This window comes from Pseudoalteromonas sp. TAP-3C (assembly GCF_059888565.1).
This window is the reverse complement of the sequence record NZ_JCBFEM010000002.1, coordinates 111,064-134,860: the sequence shown is the minus strand read 5'-3', so window position 1 is coordinate 134,860 and position 23,797 is coordinate 111,064. Positions and strand designations below refer to the sequence as shown.

The window sequence follows — 23,797 nt, the reverse complement described above, 5'->3', positions numbered from 1 at the left end:
CTCATGATTATTTGTGATCAAATTTTTTCACTATAAAAAAACTCACTCATAATCATGAAAGCCACCGAAATATTACACAAAGATATTGCCATTGCCTACCCTGAAATTCATAAAACACGTTTAAATACAGTCTTTACGTTTGTTAACTCAGGCTTGCGTGACCAGCGCGTTACTGTCACTTACCTAGGCCGCGGATTAAAATCATTTTCTAATACCGATAAAAAACATGATATTAAACGCGCAGACCGTTTGATTGGTAATGCTAACCTGCATCAAGAACGTCTTTGTTTCTATGAACATATGACCGAATGCTTAGTAGGCCAGCAACAACACCCACTTATTATCGTTGACTGGTCACCTATTAATGGCGGCGAAATATTTCAAGTGCTCAGGGCAAGCATACCAATGGGGGGAAGAGCGTTAACGCTCTATGAAAAAGTGTATCCTGAAAGCGAATTAAATACCGAAGCGGCTCATCAACACTTACTCGATAGCTTGGCACAGTGTTTACCTGCAGATTGTCAGCCTATTATTTTATCTGATGCTATTTTTAGAACGCCATGGTTTAAAGCCATAGAAGATAAAGGCTGGTATTGGCTTGGGCGCGTCAGAGGCAATGTGACCTTATCTAGCGACCTTGAGACATGGCGAAATTGTAAATCATGGTTTGAGCAAGCAACAGATAAACCACACCTTCTGACACAGATTTACTACGGAAAAACAGTTCGTTTCGCGTGCCAAGGTGTTTTGTTTAGAGGGAAAAACAAGGGACGTAAAAAAATCAAAAAACGGGGTGGGCAATCTCAATGTACAACGGTTAAATACCAACAACAAAAGGCCAAAGAGCCTTGGCTACTTGTGTTTAATTTACCTACACAATTTACAGATAAGCCTCAACGGATTGTGACTTTATATAAACAACGTATGCAAATAGAAGAAAGTTTCAGAGACACTAAGAATGCAAAACTTGGCATTAGTTTAGCCTTTGCAAATTCAAGAAGCGCAGAAAGGTTTGATAATTTATTGCTCATAGCGGCGTTAATGTTGTTTGTCTTATGGTGCATAGGGTACACCGTGTCGGCACAACAAGGGGATGCGGCATTACAAGCGAATACAGAGAAAAAACGACGAGTATTGTCCTATATTTATCTTGGCAAAGAAGTGGTTGATGATCCTAGGTATGAGCCTGATGGGCAGTTCATTATTTATGTGTATAGCCAGTTGTCACTTCTGACTATACAAATTGATAATTTAGGCTAAATTCGTGGGGATCTCTCAGGACTTAGATATTGAAAATAGCCTTTTTTTAATTATTGATTTACAGAGTAAACTTGCCCCAGCAATTTATAACTATGACGCATTATTAACGTGTACCTTACAGTTAAGTCGTGCAAGTGTACTTTTAGGCATTCCAGCGTTGATCACTGAGCAATACACAAAAGGATTAGGCGAAACCGACTCACAAATTAAAAAATGTTTACCTAATGCAGACTATTTCGAAAAAATGTACTTTAGCGCCTGTCAAGAAAAGGGGTTTTTGGCGCAGCTTAAGGGTTACAAACGTTCGCAAATAATAGTAGTAGGTGCAGAAGCGCATGTGTGTGTACTGCAAACCTGTTTAGACTTACTAAAGCAAAATTTTAACGTTATTATTGCAAGTGATGCAGTAGGGGCGAGGGATACTAATAATAAAGCGATTGCAATTGAGCAACTGCGTCAAGCGGGGGCGACTATTTCATCGATAGAGGCAATTATTTTTCAATGGACAAAAAAAGCGGGAACGTCTATTTTTAAAGAGATATTAAAAATTATTAAGTAGTACAGGCAATAAATATACTTAAATTAAACAAAAAGCGTTAACTTAACGTATGTACACGTTAGGTTAATTATCTACTTGGTACTTTTTTAGTGCAAGTATATTAAATTATAAAAATTAGTTAAGGGTGCTATGTCTAGTGTAAGCCGATTGTTTACAATCATATTTTGTTTATTGTTCGTTGAATCTATTGGCATAGGCCTTTATTTTGATACGTTAAAAGAGGGGCTTCTTATTGGCTTGCCATTAAGTTTGTTTCCCATTTGGTTATTAAAAACTCAGCCAGAGAGCAAAATTACCCCGCACGTTGTTGCCGCCGCTATTATGATGTTTTCATTTTTGCATATTCAACAAGCGTATGGCTTGATTGAGGTGCATTTTGAAATATTTATTTTCTTAGCCATGCTAATTATGTTTGTTCAATGGCAAGTGTTTATTACTGCTATTGCATTTGTTGCTATTCACCATTTATCTTTTTATTATTTGCAAACACAAAACACAGGTTTTTATGTATTTGACCCAGATCGGCTTGCGTTTACTACGGTGCTTATTCATGCGGCCTACGCCATTGTTGAAGCCATTGTTGCCGGGTTTATTGCAATAACATTACAACGAGAGCGCCAAGCTGGCTTGTCGTTAGGTTATGCGACTAATCAAATAATGCAAGACCCAAACCAAATTAAGCTTTCTGTGCGGGCTAGTGATACTAATAGTGATGCAGTCACTGGTTTTAATACTTTGCTTGATTACCTGTCAGATGTGATTAAACAAGTACAAACGCAGTCTGATTCACTCAAAAATAACTCAAAAGAGTTAATAGATGTTCACGGCGATTTAACCAATAGTGCCAAGCTGCGTGATGCACAAACAGACGATATTGCAAGTTCAGGTTCGCAAGTTGCGCATGGCTTTAAACTGGTTGAACAAGAAAGTGATTTATTAAAGCAGCAAGTAAGTAGCATTACTGAGTCGGCGAATACAGCGCTGCAAGAAGTATTACAAACAGACAGTAAGAGTAAAGAGTTGCTTATTTTGTTAACGCAAACTGAGGAGCAATTGAGCCACCTGGTTGCTGCTGGTGATGTAATTACAAATTTACTAAATGAGATTTCAGGTATTGCTGATCAAACTAATCTATTGGCATTAAATGCTGCTATAGAGGCGGCAAGAGCCGGTGAGCATGGCCGTGGTTTTGCTGTTGTTGCAGATGAGGTTCGTTCACTGGCTAATAATAGCCAAGCGACTACGGCTAAAATCGCATCCACGTTAACAGATTTGGTTAATAATAGTCGTACTTCCACACAATCAATGAATCAATGTGTTGATTTTGTTGTCGATTTAACAAAAATTAGTACGACTATGAAAGAAAATATTTCGACAATGAGTGAACAAATTCAAGCTGTATCAAATAGCAGTTATTCCGTGGCTCAGGTTGTGGCTGAACAAGCAGGGAATACGCAGCAAATAGCAATAAGTACAGATGAGATGCGTCAGCGTCAACATGAAGATGGCAAAATTGTTGAGCAACTCACTGCAAAAGTGCAAATGATTGATGTAAGTATTGATGTATTAGAGCAAAGTATTGCGAAATTTAAATAAGTCGGGTTATTTTACGTATACGCTAATAGGAATTTGGCTGTTATTTGTTGTGTCATTACTTGTTTATTTTCAACTTGGGCAACTTAAGCCTTTTGATGAAAATAAGATGTTGAAACAACAAAATTGGTTTTCGCAGTTTAAAGAGCAAATACTATGGCAAAACCAAGACAGCGCTCAACTTTTTATTATTACTGAAAATAACTGTGGCTGCACCAGACAAGCGGGGCCGCACCTATCGGCTTTGCAACGCTTTGCTTTAAACCACGGCGTTACAGTGCAAAAATTTAAATTAAATAATGAATTGAAAGCGCTGATCCCAGCCACACCGGCTGCGGTTTTAATTGATCAAAACGGTGAGTTTGTTTATGCGGGGCCATTATCTGAAGGGCTTGCTTGCTCGCAAGGCAGTGGTTTTGTTGAAACAGTGATCAGTAATTTACACGCTGGCTTTAATTCATCACTGTTAATAGCCGACACAAAAGGCTGTTATTGTATTAGTAAAACGTAAAAAACGCTTACCTAATTTCGATAAGCGTTTTTTTAAGCATTACATAGTGACTAAACCGTAAATACCTAATAGTACAAATACCGTGGCGGCAATAGCTCTGACCGTGTTTAACGGAATGCGTTTAAGTAATGCCTTGCCTGCATAAATAACGGGTACGTTAGCAATAAGCATCCCTACTGTTGTGCCAATGGTTACCCACAGTACCGATTGATATTGTGCGCCCAGTAGTACGGTTGCAATTTGCGTTTTGTCGCCAATTTCTGCAATAAAAAACAAAATAAGCGCCACTAAAAACGCCCCATAGCGGTCGTATTTATGGCTTACGTCTTCATCTTTATCGGGAACGAGTAGCCATAAGCCAACAACAATAAAGCTTATATTAACCACCCAAGGTAAGTATTGAACCGCAAAATTTCCGCTAAGCCAATCACCAAACCAGGCAGATAAACCATGGTTGATAAGAGTCGCAGCAAGAATGCCTAAAATAAGCGCTATTTTATTGTGAAAGCGTGCTGCTAGTAAAAGCGATAAAAGTTGAGTTTTGTCGCCAATTTCAGCAAGGGCCACAGTGACGGTAGAGGTTAAAAAAATATCCATTAAAATTATCTTCAGGCGGGAATACTAAACCAAGGCAAACAGCTATCTCCCGCCATGAGGATAGTGTCTACCTAGGTCTCGCCGATAACGCTTGCTACAACATTACAAACTTACCATGCACGTGAGGTGCAATTATGTTGATAAGTTTACTCATTACTGAGCGGGCTACTCCCCTAAGAGGGTGCGGAGTATTCCACAAAATTAACAGCGGGTAAATATCAAAAGACGACTTTTTAATTAGAGGGTATTAAATGTTTTCGTTCTCGTGGTAGGCGAATTGATATAACGGCGGTTAAAATAATAAACACCGTTGATATTCCAAGACACGCAGCAAGCCCGTATTGTTGATACACCCAACCCGATAAAACCGTGCCAATTAATCGCCCCATCGCGTTTGCCATATAATAAAAGCCAACATCGAGGGAAACCCCATCTTTACCTGCATAACTAACAATTAGGTAGCTGTGCAAAGAGGAATTTATTGCAAATAAAGCGCCAAAAACCAGCAGTCCCGCAATTAACATAAACTGTACATGCCATTGGTAATAAAGTGATAGCGCAATAACGGCAGGCGTTGTTGCAAGTGCTATCGCCCATAGCATGGCATGACGACCATCAGGTTTAGCGTTTTTACTGTTACCAGTAAGTTTTGGCGCAAAACCTTGTACTATGCCATAACCAATGACCCAAATAGCCAAAAAGCCACCTACATACCAGTGCTGCCAATTAAATACGGTGGCAAGGTAAACGGGCAGAGCAACCACAAACCACACATCCCTGGCGCCAAATAAAAACATTCTTGCTGCAGAGAGGGTATTTACCGACTTACTTTTAGATAAAATATCAGTAAATTTGGGTTTGTATTTAGCTTTTCCTAAATCTTTGTTAAGTGTTATTAGGCTAATGATCCAAACTAACGTTAGCATGCATGCCATAACCAAAATAGCACCTTGAAAGCCAAGTAAGCTAAGTAAACCGCCTCCTAAGAAAAAGCCAACGCCTTTGAGTGCATTTTTTGAACCGGTTAAAATAGCCACCCATTTGTATAATTGCCCTTGGGTATCGTCGGGCACCAGTAATTTAATTGAGCTTTTTGCGCTCATTTTATTGAGATCTTTGGCTATGCCTGACATGGCTTGCGCCGCCATTACCCAGGGTATAAATAGTAGCTCAGAGGGCACTAATAACATGGCCAAAGCAATAATTTGCAAAAACAAGCCAATGTTCATGGTTTTGTTTAAGCCAAGTTTTGCTCCCAACCAACCACCAATAAGGTTAGTAATGACGCCAAAAAGCTCATAAAAAATAAACAGCATGGCAATTTTTAGCGGGCTGTAACCTAAGCCGTAAAAATACAGCACAACCAACATGCGTAATGCGCCATCGGTTAAAGTGAATGCCCAGTAATTTCCTGTCACTATCATGTACTGACGGATTTGTGGTGTTAGTTGTGCTAGCCACTGCATAATAGTTTATTCCTTATCTGAGCGGCCAACTAAACGCATTAGCTCTGCTGTACGGTTAGCATAACCCCACTCATTATCGTACCAGGCGTACAATTTTACTTGTGTACCATTTACCACCATAGTTGATAACGCATCTATAATGCTAGAGCGCGGATCGGTTTTGTAATCAATTGAAACTAGTGGGCGCTCTTCATAACCAAGAATATCTTTAAGCTCATTATCTGCCGCTTCTTTAAGTAATTGATTAACTTCGGTTTCGTTGGTCGCACGGCTAACCTCAAACACGCAGTCGGTTAATGATGCATTTGCTAATGGGATGCGCACTGCATGGCCGTTAAGCTTACCTTTTAGCTCTGGGAATATATGGGTAATTGCGGTGGCAGATCCTGTGGTGGTTGGAATTAAACTCATGCCACAAGCGCGTGCACGGCGTAAATCTTTATGCGGTGCATCTAAAATAGTTTGGGTGTTGGTAATGTCGTGAATAGTGGTCATTGAGCCATGAACAATGCCCAATTTTTCATGGATCACTTTTACCACTGGCGCTAAGCAATTTGTGGTGCATGATGCTGCTGTAACAATTGGGTGCGCGGCTTTATCGTATAAATGCTGGTTTACTCCCATTACTACATTAAGCACACCTTCTTCTTTAATAGGGGCTGTGACTACAACGCGTTTTACACCTTGGTCTAAATAGGCTTGCAGTGCACTTTTTGATTTCATTTTGCCACTGGCTTCAATAACCACATCACAACCAGACCAGTCAGTGTCTGCAATATTTTTATTTTGTGTACACAGCACTTGTTTGCCATCGATAAGCATGGTTGATTGATTAGCGGTGGCTTCGTGGTGCCAACGGCCATGCACAGAGTCAAAAGTGAGCAGATGAGCTAAAGTGACTGCATCACCAGCGGGATCGTTTATTTGTATAATGTCTACATCGTCCCAATCAAATGCTACGCGCAATGACAAGCGTCCTATACGGCCAAAGCCATTAATACCTACTTTAATAGTCATAACTACCTCAAATTGAATAATGTGTTTTTAAAAAATGAATATGGGGTGCCAAGGTTAATGCCTTTGGCCGAATACTTTGAATTAAGCTGTGTACTTGTTGCCAAGGGTGCCCTAATTCGAGTAACAACATGGCCGCGACTAACCCAGTACGACCGCTGCCGCCACGACAGTGAATAACCAGGGTTTGTTGTGCCTGAATGCGTGCTAATAGTTCACTTTTTACTGTTGCAAATGCAGTAAAAAAAGGCTGCTCTGGCGCGTGATCATCTTCAATGGGTAATTGATACCACGTCATATTTTGCTGAGCTACTTGCTCACCAAGAGCTGTTACACCCAACGCTTTTATTTCTTGATCCGGTAGTAAACTTAACACCGCAGTAGCGCCTGCAGACTTTAAGCTTGCTAACGATGTTGTTAAGTCTGCCTCTTTTGTGCCAGGGCAGGGTGTAAAAATAAATGCTGCGCCATTGTCTAGTTTTAATATGTCAAAAGGGTGGTTCATAATGAGTCTCTAATTATTAATTCGTTACTTAAATTGGATTACTAAACCAATGACGGGTACGATTGGCAAACCACACTAAGCTGAGCATAACCGGTACTTCAACTAATACCCCAACAACTGTTGCCAGTGCAGCACCTGAGTGTAATCCAAATAACGAAATAGCCACGGCCACAGCTAGCTCAAAAAAGTTTGATGACCCTATCATGCCAGCAGGCGCGGCAACATTGTGCGGTAAGCGCATTTTAATGGCGATAAAATACGTAATCGCAAAAATAGCATAGGTTTGAATTAACAAAGGAATAGCAATTAATACAATGGCTTGTGGGTTAGCAATAATTGTTTGCGCTTGAAAACCAAACAGTAAAGTGACTGTTGAAAGTAAGCCAATGATTGACCAGGGTTTAAGGGTTGAAAGTAAACCCTCTATTGCTTGATGATCTGATTTTTTATCAACCCGTTTGCGAGTTATAACACCTGCTACCAAAGGTAATAATACATACAACCCGACTGAAAGCAGGAGTGTATCCCACGGTACAGTGATGTCGGTAATACCCAGTAAAAAACCAGCAATCGGGGCAAAAGCAAATATCATAATAATGTCGTTTACCGATACTTGCACTAAGGTGTAATTGGCATCGCCTTTAGTTAACTGACTCCACACAAATACCATGGCGGTACAAGGCGCAACACCGAGTAAAATCATACCGGCTATGTACTCAGTGGCTGTTTGCGGGTCGACCCAATCGGCAAAAATGCCTTTAAAAAATAACCAGCCCAAAAATGCCATAGTAAAAGGCTTGACCAACCAGTTAATAACCAAAGTAAGAATGAGCCCTTTAGGTTTAGCACCAACATCTTTTAACGATGAAAAATCTATCTGAACCATCATGGGGTAAATCATCAGCCAAATTAACACCGCCACAACTAAGTTTACATGGGCAAACTCAAGGGCAGCAATAACGGCAAAAAAATCAGGAATAATATTACCAAGCAAAACCCCGATAACAATGGCTAAGCCAACCCAAACACTTAAGTAACGTTCAAATATTCCCATATTATTTTCCTTTTTTAATGGTTGATTTTTATGCGCAGCATGATTGCGCGCGCTCTGGACGGTTGCCCATTTTTTCCAGCTCGCTTAGGTTATCTGTAATGAAATCGGTGTTGTATTGTAGTGTGTCAGATAAAACAGTGTGAACCCACGTTGGTAACGTTTTATTTATACTATAAAAAACCCATTGGCCTTGGCGTCTGTCGGTAAGTAATCCACAACTACGTAGTTGCGCTAAATGCCGAGAAACTTTTGGTTGCTGTTCGTTTAAAGCGTTCATTAACTCACAGACACACAATTCGCCCTGTGCAGCAATAAGTAGCATGCACCTCAGCCGCGTTTCATCAGCGAGGCATTTATAAAATTGTAATGGGTTCATCAATTTGTTCCTATGCTTAATAATTAAAAACACACCTGTGCATTTTTTAATAAAGTAACATGTGAAAATATGAATATGCGAATTATCATATATCTATAAAAGCATATACTCAAGTAAAAATAGTGTGCTGTAAATTTGCATAAAAGAGTTATTGACAAAAAATAAATTTAACAGCAATATCGTTATTCGACGATTAACGATATTAAATGGTTTTACGGTGAATTTTAAAGATCAAAATGACATTGCTTTAGTTACAAAAGCATTAGCACATCCTGCTAGAGTTAAAATTGTACAATTATTACTAAGCCGAACTTCTTGTGTTGGTGGTGAAATCACTTCAGAGGTTGGGTTGGCACAATCGACGGTGTCTGAGCATTTACGAATTTTAAAGTCAGCTGGAATTGTGGTTGGCGAGATAGAACATCCGCGAGTATGTTATTCGTTAAACGTTACCCCTTTATTACCGTTAATTGCGCTATTGCAACAGGTTTCAAGCAAAGCCAATAAAGACGATGGTTTGTGCTGTGCGCTTGAAAATAAATTTGAGGATAAACACCAATGAGTAATGACTTAGCAAATATTAGCCCCGAGCTATTTACTATACCAAATAATAATGAGCTGTTTGCAAACAAGGCCAGTGAGCATAAACCGCGTATATTATTACTGTATGGATCGTTAAGAGCGCGCTCTTTTAGTCGCTTGGTTACCCAAGAGGCGGCTCGGATATTAGAAGCCATGGGCGCCGAAACAAAAATTTTTGACCCTGCTGGTTTACCTTTACCAGACAGTGAAGAGGCGTCTCACCCTAAAGTTGCCCAATTGCGAGAATTAGTGCAATGGAGTGAAGGTATGGTGTGGTGCTCGCCTGAAAAACACGGTGCCATGACAGGCATAATGAAATCGCAAATCGATTGGATCCCATTAGCACTGGGAGCGCTTAGGCCAACACAAGGTAAAACGTTGGCGGTAATGCAAGTATGTGGTGGCTCACAGTCATTCAATACAGTAAACCAACTACGTGTATTAGGACGATGGATGCGCATGCTGACCATTCCTAATCAATCGTCGGTTGCAAAAGCCTTTTTAGAATTTGATGATAACGACACAATGAAACCTTCTTCTTATTACGACCGCATTGTTGATGTTATGGAGGAGCTAGTGAAATTTACATTACTGGTGCGCGATCGCAAAGAGTATTTAGTTGATCGCTATTCAGAGCGAAAAGAATCTGCTGATGCTTTATCAAAAAGAGTTAACCAACGTGCCATTTAAGGGGTATTTATGAAAAACATTTTGTTTCTTTGTGTAGCCAATTCTGCGCGCAGTCAAATGGCAGAGGGCATTGCTCGCCATATTTTAGGCCCAGATATAAAAGTGGGCAGTGCCGGGTCAAAACCAGCGGTTTTAAATTCGCATGCAGTTACTGTGTTATCAGAAATAGGCATTGATATTAGCCATCACAGTGCTAAATCGGTGGATGACATTGATACACAAACGATTGATACAGTTATTACGTTATGCGCAGATGAAGTGTGTCCGGTTTTTTTAGGCCATGTAAAGCGTTTTCACTGGCCTTTTGCTGATCCGGGGGCGGTTAACTTAGCGGATGAGCAAGTATTAAATAAATTTAGAGAGGTTCGTGATCAGCTTTTTGCCCGTATTCAAGTGCTCGCAGCATTAATTAACTGCCCGCAAGGTATTGAATCTAATGAGTTTCATGGCAGTATTCGGGTTAGTGATTTGGCTAAAAGTAGCGCGAGATAAAGGCCAGCTTAACACCGTAACTATGTTTGAGAGCTTTACTGAACACGGTGTTGTATGGCCAGATGGCAGCAAAGAGCACATAGATGCGATTATATGGTGCACTGGCTTTAAAGCTGAGCTTAAACATTTAACGGAACTGGAGGTACTTGAACCAAACGGCACCGTGGCTGTTTGTGATGGCCAAGCGAAAAAAGAACCGCGCTTGTGGTTATTTGGTTATGGAGATTGGGCAAGCCCCGGATCAGCCACGTTAATTGGTGCAGGGCGCAGTGCTCGTGAAAACGTTGCCAAGCTTATTGAGTTTTTAAAACAACATAGCTAATTATAATTTGTAAATTATACTATTGTTTGTTTACATAGTGTTTATAAATGTAAATTATTCATAGTAGGAGGCTTCTTGACTGAACTCATCGCCCAATCGCCATTTATTGAGATGACGGTGTTGCTAGTATTAGCCGCATTAGTGGGTTTTATTGGCATTTTGTTAAGACAGCCATTAATTATAGCGTTTATTGCGGTTGGGTTGCTTTCTGGCCCCTCTGCGCTTGATCTTGTGCACTCTGAAGATAAAATCGAACTACTCTCAGACTTAGGCATTGCCGTACTGCTTTTTCTAGTGGGGATTAAACTTGATGTAAAGTTAATCAAGTCGATTGGCGAGGTTTCTGTTTTAACTGGGCTTGGGCAAGTATTATTTACCTCAGTATTTGGTTATTTTATTGGCTTAATGATTGGGCTTGATCATATTAGCAGTGTTTATGTGGCTGTTGCACTGACGTTTTCTTCCACAATTATTATTGTTAAGTTGTTGTCAGATAAGCGAGAAATAGACTCGTTACATGGCCAAGTTGCCCTTGGTTTTTTAATTGTGCAAGATCTTGTGGTTGTTTTTGCAATGATTGCTTTAGCGGCCATAGGCATGGGCTCTGATGACAGTGGTCATAGTGGCTCATTTTATAATGTGGCACTATCGGGCATTGGTTTATTGTTGTTTGTGGTGGTTTTTGTCAAATACTTGGCTACTCCCTTAACCGAACGACTAGCTAAAACCCCAGAGCTGTTAGTTATTTATGCCATAGCCCAAGCCGCTTTATTTGCCGCCATAGGTGAGGTAATAGGTTTAGGTATGGAAGTGGGTGGGTTACTCGCAGGGGTTGCGTTAGCCTCTACACCTTATCGTGAAACTATTGCAGCTAAACTAGGGCCTTTACGTGACTTTTTATTATTGTTCTTTTTTATTGCCTTAGGCTCGGCTTTAGACTTATCGCAACTTGGCGCGCATACAACTGGTGCACTTATCTTCTCGTTGTTTGTACTCATAGGCAATCCGATTATTGTATTGGCCATTATGGGAGCGATGGGGTATCGCAAAAGAACCGGTTTTTTAGCAGGCTTAACAGTGGCACAAATTAGTGAGTTCTCATTAATATTTATTGCCATGGGAGTCAGCCTTGGGCATTTAAAAGCGGATATTCTTGGTTTAGTCACCTTAGTGGGTATTATCACAATTGCACTGTCTACTTACATGATAACCTATTCGCATCAACTATATGCTTTGTTTGAGCCTTTGATTACTATTTTTGAAAGAAAAAATACCCCGCGTGAACAAACAACAGATCATGAAGGTGAGCGCTATACGGTTATTATTTTTGGTTTAGGCCGTTTAGGCACTGCAATTGCGTTACAATTAAAAAGCAAAGGCATCAGTGTGTTGGGAATTGATTTTAACCCAACAGCCATTAAACAATGGCAAACGTTAGGTTTAGAGGCGACATACGGGGACGTAACCGATGCTGAATTTGTAAACGAACTACCACTTAACCATGCTAAATGGGTGGTCTCGTCAATCCCGCAACATCATACTGGACTTACTCTAGAAGATACTCGAAAAACAATTATTCAAATTACTCGTTCGGCGGGGTTTATCGGTAAACTTGCAATGCTGTCACAGAGTAAGCAAGAAACCGCAGAGTTTGAAATGCTCGGCGTTGCTTTGGTGTTAGAGCCTTTTCAAGATGCGTCACAAAGAGCGGTTGAATTATTAATTGAGCGATTATAACTTTTCCACTTTTGCTGCTGCGTAAAATAGCGCTGAGATACTCAAGGAATAGCCATGAACAGATTTAAAAATATACTGTATGTTATTAGTGATGATGACAACCCTCAGGCTTTAGCGCGTGCAGTATTAGGCAATACCGCAGAAACGGTATTATCGCAATTAGACTGCGCAGTATTAGCGGTTAAACCAGATGGTTTTATTTCAACAATAAAAAATCATTAATTCGGTATATATTTTGCATTTAACACATTGGCTACTCACTGAATATTAGGCGCATAAAATGACAATAGAAGATATACCTGTTGCAGCACTAAAAATTGTTGACGATGTTTTATCTAGTAATGAGCTGTTTGCTTTATTGCCAGAGCCTTTACAAGCGCAATTGTCAGTAATGGCTAATCAACTTCATTTAAACAGTGCTCAACTACCTAAAACCATAGAGCTATGTGTACAGCAGCATATTTATTCAGTGAGTTTCAAAAAAAGCGTACAGAGCAACTCGACCGTTTGCTGCGTTTATAATAGTTGTGAAAATGAGCAATATTCAATTGATGACTTGGTATTTAATCACAGCGGTGAAGCGATTATGATCACCGATGAAGATGATAATATTATCAGGGTTAACGATGCATTTATATTATTGTTCGGCTACTCGCATGATTATGTATTAATTCGTAGACCGACTTTTTTAAGAAATGGCCTTAATCAAAGGCAATTAATTTGTGAGGCGTTTAAAAAAATAAAAAAAGAGGGACATTGGAGCGGTGAAATTATGATCCGTAAAGCATCTGGCGAGACCATTCATACTTGGCAGTCTACCACAAGAATTATGCAACGCGGCGAAAATGAAGGGTTTATTACAATATTTTCTGATATTAGCAATCATATTTCACAGCGTGATAAGTTTCGTTTTTTAGCTTATCACGACCATTTAACAGGCTTACCTAATAGATTATTACTTGAAGATCGTTTTAACCAAGTAGTTAAACACTTTAAGCGAACAGAAAAAATGCAAACTAACACGTTAAGTATTGTGTTTGTTGATTTAAACCAATTTAAAGAACTTAACGATGAACTTGGCCACCAAGCGGGTGATGAGGCACTGAAGATAGTTGCAAGTGTATTTCAGCAAACTCTGCGTGAAGATGATACCGCGGCAAGGCTTGGGGGGACGAATTTGTGTTACTGCTGGAACATTTTAACACCTTAAAAGATGTACATAAGCTTACCTGCAGAATAGCCAACGTATTGGCAGATAAAGTTGCTAAAAGCAATTTCCCCCAAATGAAAATTGATTTTTCATATGGGGCTGCATTTTACCCTAAGGATGGTAAAACGCTCGATACTTTAATTGCAGTGGCAGATAAAAAAATGTACAAAATGAAAAATTATAAGTCCTGATTTAATGATTTATCTTTGTCCTTTTTGTGCATTTCATAAAGCTTTGCTTCTTTTGCAAAGGCATAAGATGCACCTATCATTGCTTTAATAAAGCCCCTTACACCAAATAAAAACAACCTGCCAAGTATATATTCTTTAAAGAAAAAAACAGGAAATGCAAATAGCAGCTTAGCTAATGAATATGCTTTACCAGATTCAAATTTTTCTTGTGCTCTGAGCGACGAATATGTGTTAATTTTATCAAGCAGCGTATCAATGTTATTGTATCCAAAGTGATAAAAATGGCTTTTTGAATAATATTCTTGCCCTTTAACAGTGGCACTTTCATGGACCTTTTTTTGTTTATTAAAAAATGCTAAAGATTTTTTGTAAGCCCTTAAGTTATTCTTTTTCTTAACCGATTCTTTTGGAAACTTATCAATAAACATATCAATTCGCTTTAAACGAAAAGACGAGTAACGGGGGTTATTAATCACACTTTCTAGCTCTTTTAAGGCATCTTCAGTCATCACCTCATCACCATCTAAGTTTAAAACCCATTCATGCTGACATAACTCGAGGGCAAATTGCTTTTGTTTGGCATAACCTTGCCATGGGTGATGAACAACATTAGCGCCTAGCTTTGTTGCTATTTCTTGGGTGCCATCCGTGCTGCCACAATCAACGACTATGATTTCGTCACATGCGGCCACGCTTTTTATAGCGTCAGCAATATATGCCGATTCATTTAGTGTTACAAAAAAAACACTAATAGGTAATTTTTTCATTATTGTCTCATATTATAAATTTATGAAAAATTACTCGCTTTGTAACAAAGCGAGTAACTGGATATAAATAGGCTACATAAAAAAGCGAGTATTTAAGTATAAGTGGGTAAATATACCTGCAAAATAGCCCAATAAAATAACCGGTGCCCATTTTAAATGGCTATTAAAGGTATAAATACCTCTGGCTTGGCCCATTAGCGCAACGCCTGCCGCTGACCCAATAGACAAGATACTGCCGCCTATTCCTGCGGTTAAGGTGATCAGTAACCACTGGCCATGAGACATGTCAGGCATCATTTGTAATACTGCAAACATCACGGGGATGTTATCAACCACGGCCGACATTAAACCTAATACAATATTTGCTCCGGTAACAGACCAGCCCGTGTAAAGCATATCTGATAGTAAAGCTAAGTAACCAATAAAACCTAAACCACCTACACAAACAACAATACCGTAAAAAAACAGTAAGGTGTCCCATTCGGCGCGCGACACTCGGCTAAATACATCAAAAGGCACCACATTACCTAAGCGGCTTAACCGTTGTTTATCACCTTGTTGCTCGGCCATGGCGCGTTTTCGGGCAAGTGAACCAGGCAGGGTCATACGTAAAAAGTAGCCAAAAAATTGTAAGTAACCTAAGCCCATCATCATACCTACCACAGGCGGTAAGCCAAATGCGGTTTTAAGTACCACTGCGGTCAAAATAGTGAGTAAAAACAAGCATAAAATACGCAGTGCGCCGCGTTTTAGCTCAACCTCTTCATCGTTTGACTTAGGATGCTTATTATTAATGTACAATGACATGATAAACGCAGGAATAATATAGCTTACCAAGGCAGGTAAAAATAGAGAGAAAAACTCAGTAAATTCAACTACGTCTGCTTGCCATACCATTAGCGTGGTAATATCGCCAAAAGGACTGAATGCACCGCCGGCGTTTGCAGCCACTACAATATTGACACAGGCCATGGCAATAAAGCGGTTGTCGTTGGCAGCCACTTTCATTACTACAGCACACAGTAATAAGGCGGTGGTTAAGTTATCAGCCACGGGGGAGATAAAAAACGCCATCACACCACTTATCCAAAATAACTGTTTATAACTAAAGCCACGCTCAACTAACCAAGCTCGTAGGCCGTCAAATAAGCGCCGCTCTTCAAGGGCGTTAATGTAGGTCATAGCAACCAATAAAAATAACAACAGCTCAGAAAATTCAAGCAGAGCATGGCGAAATGCCGCCGTGCTTAGCTCAGACATGCCTTGTGCTGAGTATTGCCATGCAATTAAGGTCCAAATTAGGCCTGCGGCAACCAATACCGGTTTAGACTTACGTAAATGAATTTTTTCTTCAAGGATGACAAAAATATAGGCAATAATAAAAATAGCGATACATAGCAACCCAACAGGGTGCATAATTAAATCGATTGCGGCGTCGCCAGCATACACTTGCGGGCTAAAACCACACATTATTAACACAAGGCACTGCAAAATTTTGTTCATTGTTTTTCCTATTGTTGTATTGTCAATGAAAAATGATTACTGAAAGTGTTTCATCAGCGCAAACGCATTTTGCTCAAAGTTATTACCTATGTAATAAGTTAATTGAGTCCCCTGAATGCAGCCAGATGTCTGAAGTTTTTGTTGCTCATTCGCCACTAAACCAGCAAAACCAGTCTCGATCACCTTGTGGCTTTGTTCACAATGCATCCTTATGATTCTCGTGTGTAGCCGTTAACAACACCATTTTTACTAAGTACCCACTGCCATAATTGTAAATCTCTGGCTCTAAATGCCCCTGCGCAACTTAATAAATAGTAGGTCCACATTCGATAAAACTGCTCATTATAATGGTTACTTAGTTGCGGCCAGTGTTCATTAAAGTTGTTAAACCATGCCATTAGCGTTTTGTCGTAATCGGGGCCAAAATTATGTAAATCTTCAACAACAAAATGTGGCTCTGCGGCAGCAACAAATTGCGACATGTTAGGAATATAACCGTTTGGAAATATATACTTATCTATCCAAGGGTCGGTTTTAACGGTTTTTGCGTGTTTACCTATAGTGTGCAATAAAAACAAACCATCTTCTTTTAAGCAGCGCTCTGCCACTTCAAAATACGTGTCAAAGTTTTTATAACCTACGTGTTCAAACATACCTACGCTAACAATACGGTTATATTGCCCCTCTAAAGAGCGATAATCTTGTAAAGCAAATTCAAGGGGCAAGTGCGCGTATTTTTCTTTGATCCAAGCCACTTGCTCTTTTGATACTGTACAGCCCGTACATTTTACTCCGTAGTGCTCTGCCGCGTAGCTAATTAAACTGCCCCAACCACAGCCAATGTCAAGTAGGGTCATACCAGGCTCTAATTTAAGTTTACGGCAAATTAAGTCGAGTTTGTTGATTTGGGTTTGTTCGAGCGAGTCGGCTTCTTTCCAATACCCACATGTGTAGGTCATGCGCGAGTCGAGCATGGCCTCGAAAAGGTCGTTGCCCAAGTCGTAATGTTGTTCGCCAACTTCAAAAGCTCGATTAGTTTTTTGTAAGTTAAATAACCGCGCTTTTATGGCGTGGGGTAGTAGTTTAAGCGGGTTTAAATTGTTACCAATATCAGCCCTTATTAACTTATAAAAAACCTCATCTAATTGTTCTGCATCCCATAAGCCATGCATATAGCTTTCGCCAAATCCAAGTGTGCTTTTTTCAAATACAGTGTGAGCGAAGTGGTTATTATTTTTAACGATTATATCGTTATGTTGTTCTGATCCTATTACTACCTCAGCCGATGCTGCAAGTTCGGCAAGTAAATTAAACTGTTTCATTTTGCGCCTTATTAAGTAATTTAATTAAAGTAAGCCCAGCAAGCTGGGCTTAAATGATTAAAAGTAAGACTATTTAATAATCAATACTGAAGATTGACTATTTGCTATTAGTTTTAAGGTGTTACTACCCACAAAAAACTGCCTAACCTTAGAGTGTGCAAATGCACCCATTACAGTTAAATCAACGTTGAGTTCTTGTTGTTTAGCAAGCAAGGAGTCGGCAATATTACCCTCTTCTATAAAGTGAGGGGTAATTGAAGCAAACTCTGACTCTAAACGGCTTAGTTCTTTGTTAAACGCCTCTTTAGTGGCATGGTTACTATTACCTACCATGGCTAAATGACAGTGGCAATTAGCCAGTAACTTGGTTTCAAGTAAACGCTCAATAGCTAGGCTTGCTTGCTGTCTGCCATCGTAGGCCAGTAAAAACGATTTTGGTTGTTTAAACTCGCCAACAGTTAGCAATAATGAGCTTTCAATAACCCTCAGCGCACTTTCAATGTGTGAGCCTACTAAGTTATCACCCACTTGATGATCTTCACCGCTGCGACCCATTACATAGCAACGAATAGACTCTTGAATACTCGCTAATGTTTTATTGACATCACCAAAGCGCTCCAGTGTTTCGGCGTTTATGGTTGCAGGTAACGATTGCTGTAATTGCTCAAGCAGTGCTTTACTGTGCGCTTTAAGTAATTTACTTTTTTGCGCGTCGTTCTCAGCAAGCTCTAGTAATAAGCTTTCGTTAGCGCCTAAACCAATGTTACCGGCTAAATTAATATCAGCAGAGCGGTCTCTTTCAATACTGTGCAGTAATACCAAAGGGGCTGATAAGCTTTGCGATAACCAAGCGCCCGCCTGGCACACAGAGTGCGCCATAATTGAGCCATCTACACATGCTATTATTTTTTTCATTGTGTTCTCCTTAGTGGCCTGCCATCATTTTTTCTACGGCAGCAGGGTCGTCATGAATGGCAAATTTATCAACCACGGTTTGGGTTGCGCTATTCATACCTTTTATTGTCACATCAGCGCCTTCACGGCGTAATTTAATAATGGCTTTATCAAGCGCGCCTACGCCGCTTATATCCCAAAAATGAGCGTGCGTTAAATCAATAGTGACATTGTCGGCTGCGTCTTTAAAATCAAACGAGTCTACAAATTTATCGGCGGTAGCAAAAAATACTTGGCCGGTCACTGTGTAAGTTTTATCACCATTAGATGCCTCAGATTGTACAACCATAAAGCGGCTAATTTTATTAGCAAAGAATACTGCTGATAGTAATACCCCAACAAATACGCCTATGGCTAAGTTATGAGTGGCAACCACAACCACAACCGTGGCAACCATTACAATATTGGTTGAAAGCGGGTGATTTTTAATATCGCGAATAGAGCCCCATGCAAAAGTACCTATTGACACCATGATCATCACAGCAACCAGCGCCGCCATAGGGATAAGTTTTAACCACTCGCCTAAAAACACCACCATAATTAATAAAAACACACCGGCGGCAAAAGTAGATAAGCGGCCACGACCACCCGATTTAATATTAATAATAGACTGACCTATCATTGCACAACCGGCCATACCACCGAGTAAACCAGAGCCAATGTTGGCAATACCTTGGCCTTTACACTCGCGGTTTTTATCACTTTTAGTATCGGTAAGGTCATCAACGATAGTGGCTGTCATCATCGATTCAAGCAAACCTACCACCATCAGCCCCAAAGAATACGGTAAAATAATCAGTAAAGTGTCTAAATTAAGGGGGACATCTGGCCATAAAAAGATAGGCAGGGTATCGGGTAGTTCGCCCATGTCACCCACAGTGCGAATATCTAGCCCCATACTCATTGCGATTGCGGTTAAAACCACAATACACACCAACGGTGAAGGAATTGTTTTACCCACTAGCGGCAAATAAGGAAATAAGTAAATAATTGCTAGACCACCTAGGGTCATAGCATAAACATGCCATGTTACGTTAGTGAGCTCGGGTAATTGTGCCATAAAAATAAGAATGGCAAGTGCGTTAACGAATCCGGTGACTACCGAGCGCGACACAAAGCGCATTAAGTTACCAAGCTTGATATAACCTGCAATAATTTGCAGCACACCGGTAAGCAGCGTAGCAGCGAGTAAGTATTCCAGACCATGATCTTTAACTAGTGTTACCATTAATAAGGCCATGGCACCGGTTGCTGCTGAGATCATACCTGAACGTCCGCCAACAAAAGCAATTACAACGGCAATACAGAATGATGCATACAGACCCACTTTAGGGTCAACACCAGCAATAATAGAAAAAGCAATCGCCTCAGGTATAAGCGCTAAGGCAACCACAATACCGGCTAATAAGTCTCCCCTAATATTGGAAAACCAATCTAATTTTATTTTTTCGAGCATAGATAACCTTTTAAATAGTTTTAATAGCAACACAAGTGAGCACAATGAGTGAGTAAAAAACATTGTTTCAAAGTATTAGCAATTGTGATTAAGTAATATTTTTTTGGCAAAAAGCCTACCGTGTAAACGGCATAGAATGTGTCACGTGAGGTGACTTTGGGGGAGCGGGCGCCTAGGGTGGCGTAATACGCAAAGCGTGTTTCCTTAAAGCTAGAGTAATTAAAAACAGCATTTTACTTTTATTTACTTTTATTTACAAGTCAATGGCTAATAAACTTAAAGTTGCAAATCGGCAAGCGCACAGGGTTTACCAAATAAATAGCCCTGATAAGTATTACAACCCATACTGTGTAGTAAAGCCCGTTGTGCTTCATTTTCAACGCCTTCAGCGATCACCTCAAGATTCATGGCACTTGCTAGCGTAATAACAGCCTGAGCAATCGCTTTATCGTTACTGTTATTGATAATATCTTTCACAAAACCTTGATCAATTTTTAGTTGATTTAAAGGAAGCTTTTTAAGGTAAGCCAGTGAAGAGTAACCTGTGCCAAAATCATCAATTGAGAATGTGACGCCATGTTGTTGCAGTTCTTTCATTTTAGCATTTACATCGGGTACATTGCTGGCTAAAAGTGTTTCAGTTATTTCTAGTTTTAATCGTTTCGCATTTGCCCCAGTATTATTTAAGGCATTAAGAACGACCTGCACAAAATCTTTTTTACTAAATTGTACAACACTGATATTCACCGCAATACTAAGCGCGGCTTTAGCGGGCTCTGTTGACCAGCGTGCTAAGGTTTTACACGCTTGTTTTAATACCCACTCACCCAAAGGCACAATAAGGCTTATTTCCTCGGTCAGTGGAATAAATTTAGCAGGTGAAATCATGCCTTTATCAGGATGAAGCCAGCGTAGTAGTGCTTCAACACCGATAACTTGGCCATGCTGATTAACCTGTTTTTGATAAAACAACACAAATTGATTATTATGAAAAGCTTCATACAAGTCATGGACTAAAGTTGCTCTTATGCTTACGGCAACCTGCATTTGTGGGTCAAAAAACTGTACGCCATTGCGGCCGGCTTCTTTCGCTTTATACATAGCCATATCGGCTTGTTTTAGTAACTCTTCTTTAGAAATGTCAGCATTATTAAACATAGTTACCCCAATGCTGGCAGAAGTATTATAAGTTACTTCCTCAAGGTTAAACTCTTGGGTTAAGCGATTAATTATTTTTTGTGAAAATGATTCAACTTGGTTTGCTGCGGTTTGTTTGTCATTATTAAGACCTTCAAGTACGACAACAAATTCATCTCCACCTAAACGTGATACGGTATCAACCTGCCTGACAGATTGTGTGAGTCGTTCAGCGACCTGACATAACAGCGCATCCCCCATATCGTGACCTGCACTGTCATTTAAATCTTTAAAATTGTCTAAATCAAGAAACAATAATGCACCGTAACTGTTATTTCGAGAACAGTGGGCAATAGTGCTTTGTAGTTTATTTAATAGTAAGCGGCGATTTGGTAACTGTGTTAATGAATCATAAAAGGCTAATTGGTGTATTTCTTGTTCGCGTTCTTTACGTTGGGTAATGTCTCTAACAATACCAATATAATTAACCTCTTCGGTCATTTTTAGTTCTACAACGCTAAGCTCGATAGGAAAAAGTGTGCCGTTTTTATGCCGTGCGTCGAGCTCACGTATACGACCAGTAATATTACTAATGCCATTATTTATATAGTTTGATAAATAGCTATCATGATGCTTGCTATGAGGAGAGGCCATTAACATACTGATATTTTTACCGATAATTTCATCGCACTGGTAACCAAAAATATCTTCTGCGCCATTGTTAAATGTTAATACTTTACTTTTGCTATCAATTCTAATCACGCCATCAAGCATACTTTCGACAATGGCTTGCATCTGCCTTGACTTATCATCTAGTGAGCTTTCAGCTTTTATTTGATCATTAATATCAAAGTGAGTACCTAATAACCACTCAGCATAGCCATTGCTGCTTCGCGATGATACCCGCCCTCGTGTGTTTATCCACACCCATTCGCCATTTTTATGTTTCATTCGTATATTAGCTTCATAGGTAGGGGTAAGCCCATGTGTGTGTTTTTCAATTTCTGCCAGACAATAAGCCAAATCGTCAGGGTGCGTGAGGTTTTCCCATGTACTGCGAGTTGTTGGCATTAACTCGCTGAGCTCGTAGCCTAATAATGCCGCCCATTTATCGTTTATTACCAGCTGATTGTTTTGTAAATTAAGACGCCAAGTACCAATTGTATTTGCATCAATAACCGCCTTAAGTAAGTTAGAGTTACTAAGGATGGTTTCTTCATCTTGTTTTTCTTTGGTAATGTCTGTTTCTATTGCGATGTAGCCGCTGAGCATGCCTTGATCATCTAATAGTGGGTTGCAGGCTATTCTTACCCAGTATGGTTTTTTTGATTTTGAATAATTTAGCACATCTACGTTAAAGCTTTCTGTTTTAGAAAGTGCCTGCGCCATGTTTTTAACCGTTTCGGGGTCGGTGTCTTTGCCTTGTAATAATTGGCCCGGTTTTTTACCGACCATCTCTTTTATGTTGTAGCCGCTGATAGTGGTAAAAGCCTCATTTACCCAGGTAACTAAGCCGTTAACATCGGTTATCACCACCCCATTTGTGGTTTGCCTTGCAACCTCTGAAAGACGACGCATTTGTGCATGAGCCATTATTTGTTGAGTGATATTGCGGATAATAATGAGTACTTCATCATCATCAATTTTTTTATAGCGTGCCTCAAATGATTTATTTAATTCCTTAAAGGTATAGTTATGATGAATCACCTCATCAGTTTCAAAGGCCTGTTTTACATTATCAATAAGTTGATGGCTTAAGGGATTATCAAGTATATCGCTTATACTATGTCCTAAAATTTCATGATTGGGTTTGAGTAAATCAGGGTGCTCATTACACACTAAAAAACGAAAGTGACGGTCAACTACAAATACCATATCAGGCAGTGTCGCCAATATTGATGATGTTCTTTTGCTGTCAGATAATAATTTTTTTTGTAGCTCATCGTGATCTAAATTAGCAATTTCATGCTCAACCATGTCTGCAAAGTCACGTAACGCTTGCGCTTCATCATTTGATAATACGCGGGGAGTGGGGTCAATAAGGCATAGAGTGCCAATAGCTTGTCCGCCTGGTTCATGCACAGGGGCGCCAGCGTAAAAACGAATTTTGGGTTCGGCTATTACTAACGGGTTGTCAAAAAAGCGAGCATCCTTTGTGGCATCAGCAACAATAAATACACCTGATTGTAAAATTGCATGGCCACAAAATGAAATATCACGAGCTGTTTCACAAGCGCCAAGCCCATGTTTAGATTTAAACCATTGCCTATCGCTATCAATTAAAGAAATTAAACAAGTTGTTACATTAAAATAGCGAGCTGCAAGACCAGTAATACGATCAAAACGTGTCTCAGCAGGCGAATCAAGTAGTGCAGTTCTTTTAAGGGCTAATAAGCGTGAAGCTTCATTTACAGGGTAGCCAGGTGCATCCAAATTTAATCTCTCCTAAATGAACTGTTTTACGGTTAGGTATAATAACGCGGGCAAAAAATTACAGTG

The 23,797-nt window shown here is 39.8% G+C and carries 23 protein-coding genes, 1 pseudogene and 1 riboswitch; of the genes and pseudogenes, 11 read left to right on the top strand and 13 right to left on the bottom strand.

Annotated elements, in window-relative coordinates; genetic code table 11:
- Positions 1 to 54: 54 nt before the first annotated feature.
- The 4 genes from AC6H44_RS16595 to AC6H44_RS16580 all read left to right on the top strand — a co-directional run bounded on the left by AC6H44_RS16595 (position 55) and on the right by AC6H44_RS16580 (position 3,923).
- On the top strand, positions 55 to 1,260 hold the full coding sequence (locus tag AC6H44_RS16595) for an IS4 family transposase (RefSeq protein ID WP_500735106.1): 1,206 nt from the start codon (positions 55 to 57) through the stop codon (positions 1,258 to 1,260).
- A gap of 4 nt (positions 1,261 to 1,264) precedes the next feature.
- A complete protein-coding gene (locus AC6H44_RS16590; RefSeq protein ID WP_500738945.1) occupies positions 1,265 to 1,819 on the top strand; it encodes an isochorismatase family protein in 555 nt (184 codons plus the stop codon).
- Between the two features lie 129 nt (positions 1,820 to 1,948).
- Complete coding sequence (locus tag AC6H44_RS16585) at positions 1,949 to 3,415, top strand: methyl-accepting chemotaxis protein (RefSeq protein WP_500738944.1); 1,467 nt, start codon at positions 1,949 to 1,951, stop codon at positions 3,413 to 3,415.
- Positions 3,399 to 3,923 (top strand): DUF6436 domain-containing protein, encoded by a 525-nt coding sequence (locus tag AC6H44_RS16580; RefSeq protein ID WP_500738943.1) that lies wholly within the window; start codon positions 3,399 to 3,401, stop codon positions 3,921 to 3,923. The genes AC6H44_RS16585 and AC6H44_RS16580 overlap by 17 nt, the downstream gene beginning before the upstream one ends.
- A gap of 39 nt (positions 3,924 to 3,962) precedes the next feature.
- Here AC6H44_RS16580 and AC6H44_RS16575 read toward each other — a convergent pair whose 3' ends face one another.
- From AC6H44_RS16575 to AC6H44_RS16550, 6 genes are all read right to left on the bottom strand, one after another.
- Positions 3,963 to 4,520, bottom strand: a complete 558-nt coding sequence (locus AC6H44_RS16575) for a TMEM165/GDT1 family protein (RefSeq protein ID WP_500738942.1) — start codon at positions 4,518 to 4,520, stop codon at positions 3,963 to 3,965.
- 83 nt (positions 4,521 to 4,603) lie between these two features.
- A riboswitch (yybP-ykoY riboswitch) is annotated at positions 4,604 to 4,706 on the bottom strand.
- 47 nt (positions 4,707 to 4,753) lie between these two features.
- Positions 4,754 to 5,986 (bottom strand): organoarsenical effux MFS transporter ArsJ, encoded by a 1,233-nt coding sequence (gene arsJ / locus AC6H44_RS16570; protein WP_500738941.1) that lies wholly within the window; start codon positions 5,984 to 5,986, stop codon positions 4,754 to 4,756.
- A 6-nt stretch (positions 5,987 to 5,992) separates the two neighbouring features.
- On the bottom strand, positions 5,993 to 7,003 hold the full coding sequence (locus AC6H44_RS16565; RefSeq protein ID WP_500738940.1) for an ArsJ-associated glyceraldehyde-3-phosphate dehydrogenase: 1,011 nt from the start codon (positions 7,001 to 7,003) through the stop codon (positions 5,993 to 5,995).
- 7 nt (positions 7,004 to 7,010) lie between these two features.
- Positions 7,011 to 7,505 (bottom strand): phosphatase domain-containing protein, encoded by a 495-nt coding sequence (locus AC6H44_RS16560; protein ID WP_500738939.1) that lies wholly within the window; start codon positions 7,503 to 7,505, stop codon positions 7,011 to 7,013.
- A 28-nt stretch (positions 7,506 to 7,533) separates the two neighbouring features.
- Entirely contained in the window at positions 7,534 to 8,559 is a 1,026-nt protein-coding gene (gene arsB / locus AC6H44_RS16555; RefSeq protein WP_500738937.1) for an ACR3 family arsenite efflux transporter, read from the bottom strand.
- Positions 8,560 to 8,587: 28 nt separating this feature from the next.
- Positions 8,588 to 8,935 carry a metalloregulator ArsR/SmtB family transcription factor gene (locus AC6H44_RS16550; RefSeq protein WP_500738935.1) on the bottom strand — a complete coding sequence of 116 codons (348 nt, stop codon included), beginning with the start codon at positions 8,933 to 8,935 and terminating at the stop codon, positions 8,588 to 8,590.
- Between the two features lie 151 nt (positions 8,936 to 9,086).
- On the opposite strand from AC6H44_RS16550, the gene AC6H44_RS16545 reads away from it, so the two are divergent.
- From AC6H44_RS16545 to AC6H44_RS16515, 7 genes and pseudogenes are all read left to right on the top strand, one after another.
- The gene (locus AC6H44_RS16545; RefSeq protein WP_500738934.1) at positions 9,087 to 9,497 is read left to right on the top strand and encodes an ArsR/SmtB family transcription factor; all 411 of its coding nucleotides are present in this window, start codon (positions 9,087 to 9,089) and stop codon (positions 9,495 to 9,497) included.
- Positions 9,494 to 10,207: an arsenical resistance protein ArsH gene (gene arsH, locus AC6H44_RS16540; protein WP_500738933.1), complete on the top strand. Its 714-nt coding sequence runs from the start codon at positions 9,494 to 9,496 to the stop codon at positions 10,205 to 10,207. The genes AC6H44_RS16545 and arsH overlap by 4 nt, the downstream gene beginning before the upstream one ends.
- Before the next feature lie 9 nt (positions 10,208 to 10,216).
- Positions 10,217 to 10,699, top strand: a complete 483-nt coding sequence (locus tag AC6H44_RS16535) for an arsenate reductase ArsC (protein ID WP_500738931.1) — start codon at positions 10,217 to 10,219, stop codon at positions 10,697 to 10,699.
- On the top strand, positions 10,653 to 11,021 hold the full coding sequence (locus AC6H44_RS16530; RefSeq protein WP_500738929.1) for a hypothetical protein: 369 nt from the start codon (positions 10,653 to 10,655) through the stop codon (positions 11,019 to 11,021). Before AC6H44_RS16535 ends, AC6H44_RS16530 begins: the two co-directional genes overlap by 47 nt.
- A gap of 75 nt (positions 11,022 to 11,096) precedes the next feature.
- Positions 11,097 to 12,758, top strand: a complete 1,662-nt coding sequence (locus AC6H44_RS16525) for a cation:proton antiporter (protein ID WP_500738928.1) — start codon at positions 11,097 to 11,099, stop codon at positions 12,756 to 12,758.
- Positions 12,759 to 12,812: 54 nt separating this feature from the next.
- Positions 12,813 to 12,980 (top strand): hypothetical protein, encoded by a 168-nt coding sequence (locus AC6H44_RS16520; RefSeq protein ID WP_500738926.1) that lies wholly within the window; start codon positions 12,813 to 12,815, stop codon positions 12,978 to 12,980.
- 58 nt (positions 12,981 to 13,038) lie between these two features.
- Positions 13,039 to 14,159, top strand: a pseudogene (locus AC6H44_RS16515) (GGDEF domain-containing protein).
- Here the strand turns inward: AC6H44_RS16515 and AC6H44_RS16510 are convergent.
- The 7 genes from AC6H44_RS16510 to AC6H44_RS16480 all read right to left on the bottom strand — a co-directional run bounded on the left by AC6H44_RS16510 (position 14,147) and on the right by AC6H44_RS16480 (position 23,731).
- On the bottom strand, positions 14,147 to 14,926 hold the full coding sequence (locus AC6H44_RS16510; RefSeq protein ID WP_500738925.1) for a glycosyltransferase family 2 protein: 780 nt from the start codon (positions 14,924 to 14,926) through the stop codon (positions 14,147 to 14,149). The pseudogene AC6H44_RS16515 and the gene AC6H44_RS16510 sit on opposite strands and share 13 nt — an antisense overlap.
- Positions 14,927 to 14,998: 72 nt before the next feature.
- Positions 14,999 to 16,429, bottom strand: coding sequence for a sodium:proton antiporter NhaD (gene nhaD, locus AC6H44_RS16505; RefSeq protein WP_500738924.1), 1,431 nt, complete (start codon positions 16,427 to 16,429; stop codon positions 14,999 to 15,001).
- A 36-nt stretch (positions 16,430 to 16,465) separates the two neighbouring features.
- A complete protein-coding gene (locus tag AC6H44_RS16500; protein WP_500738923.1) occupies positions 16,466 to 16,636 on the bottom strand; it encodes a hypothetical protein in 171 nt (56 codons plus the stop codon).
- Between the two features lie 2 nt (positions 16,637 to 16,638).
- A complete protein-coding gene (cfa, locus tag AC6H44_RS16495) occupies positions 16,639 to 17,751 on the bottom strand; it encodes a cyclopropane fatty acyl phospholipid synthase (RefSeq protein WP_500738922.1) in 1,113 nt (370 codons plus the stop codon).
- A gap of 69 nt (positions 17,752 to 17,820) precedes the next feature.
- Positions 17,821 to 18,666: a universal stress protein gene (locus tag AC6H44_RS16490; RefSeq protein WP_500738920.1), complete on the bottom strand. Its 846-nt coding sequence runs from the start codon at positions 18,664 to 18,666 to the stop codon at positions 17,821 to 17,823.
- 10 nt (positions 18,667 to 18,676) lie between these two features.
- Positions 18,677 to 20,161, bottom strand: coding sequence for a SulP family inorganic anion transporter (locus tag AC6H44_RS16485; protein ID WP_500738918.1), 1,485 nt, complete (start codon positions 20,159 to 20,161; stop codon positions 18,677 to 18,679).
- A 276-nt stretch (positions 20,162 to 20,437) separates the two neighbouring features.
- Positions 20,438 to 23,731, bottom strand: coding sequence for a bifunctional diguanylate cyclase/phosphodiesterase (locus AC6H44_RS16480; RefSeq protein WP_500738916.1), 3,294 nt, complete (start codon positions 23,729 to 23,731; stop codon positions 20,438 to 20,440).
- Positions 23,732 to 23,797: the final 66 nt, after the last annotated feature.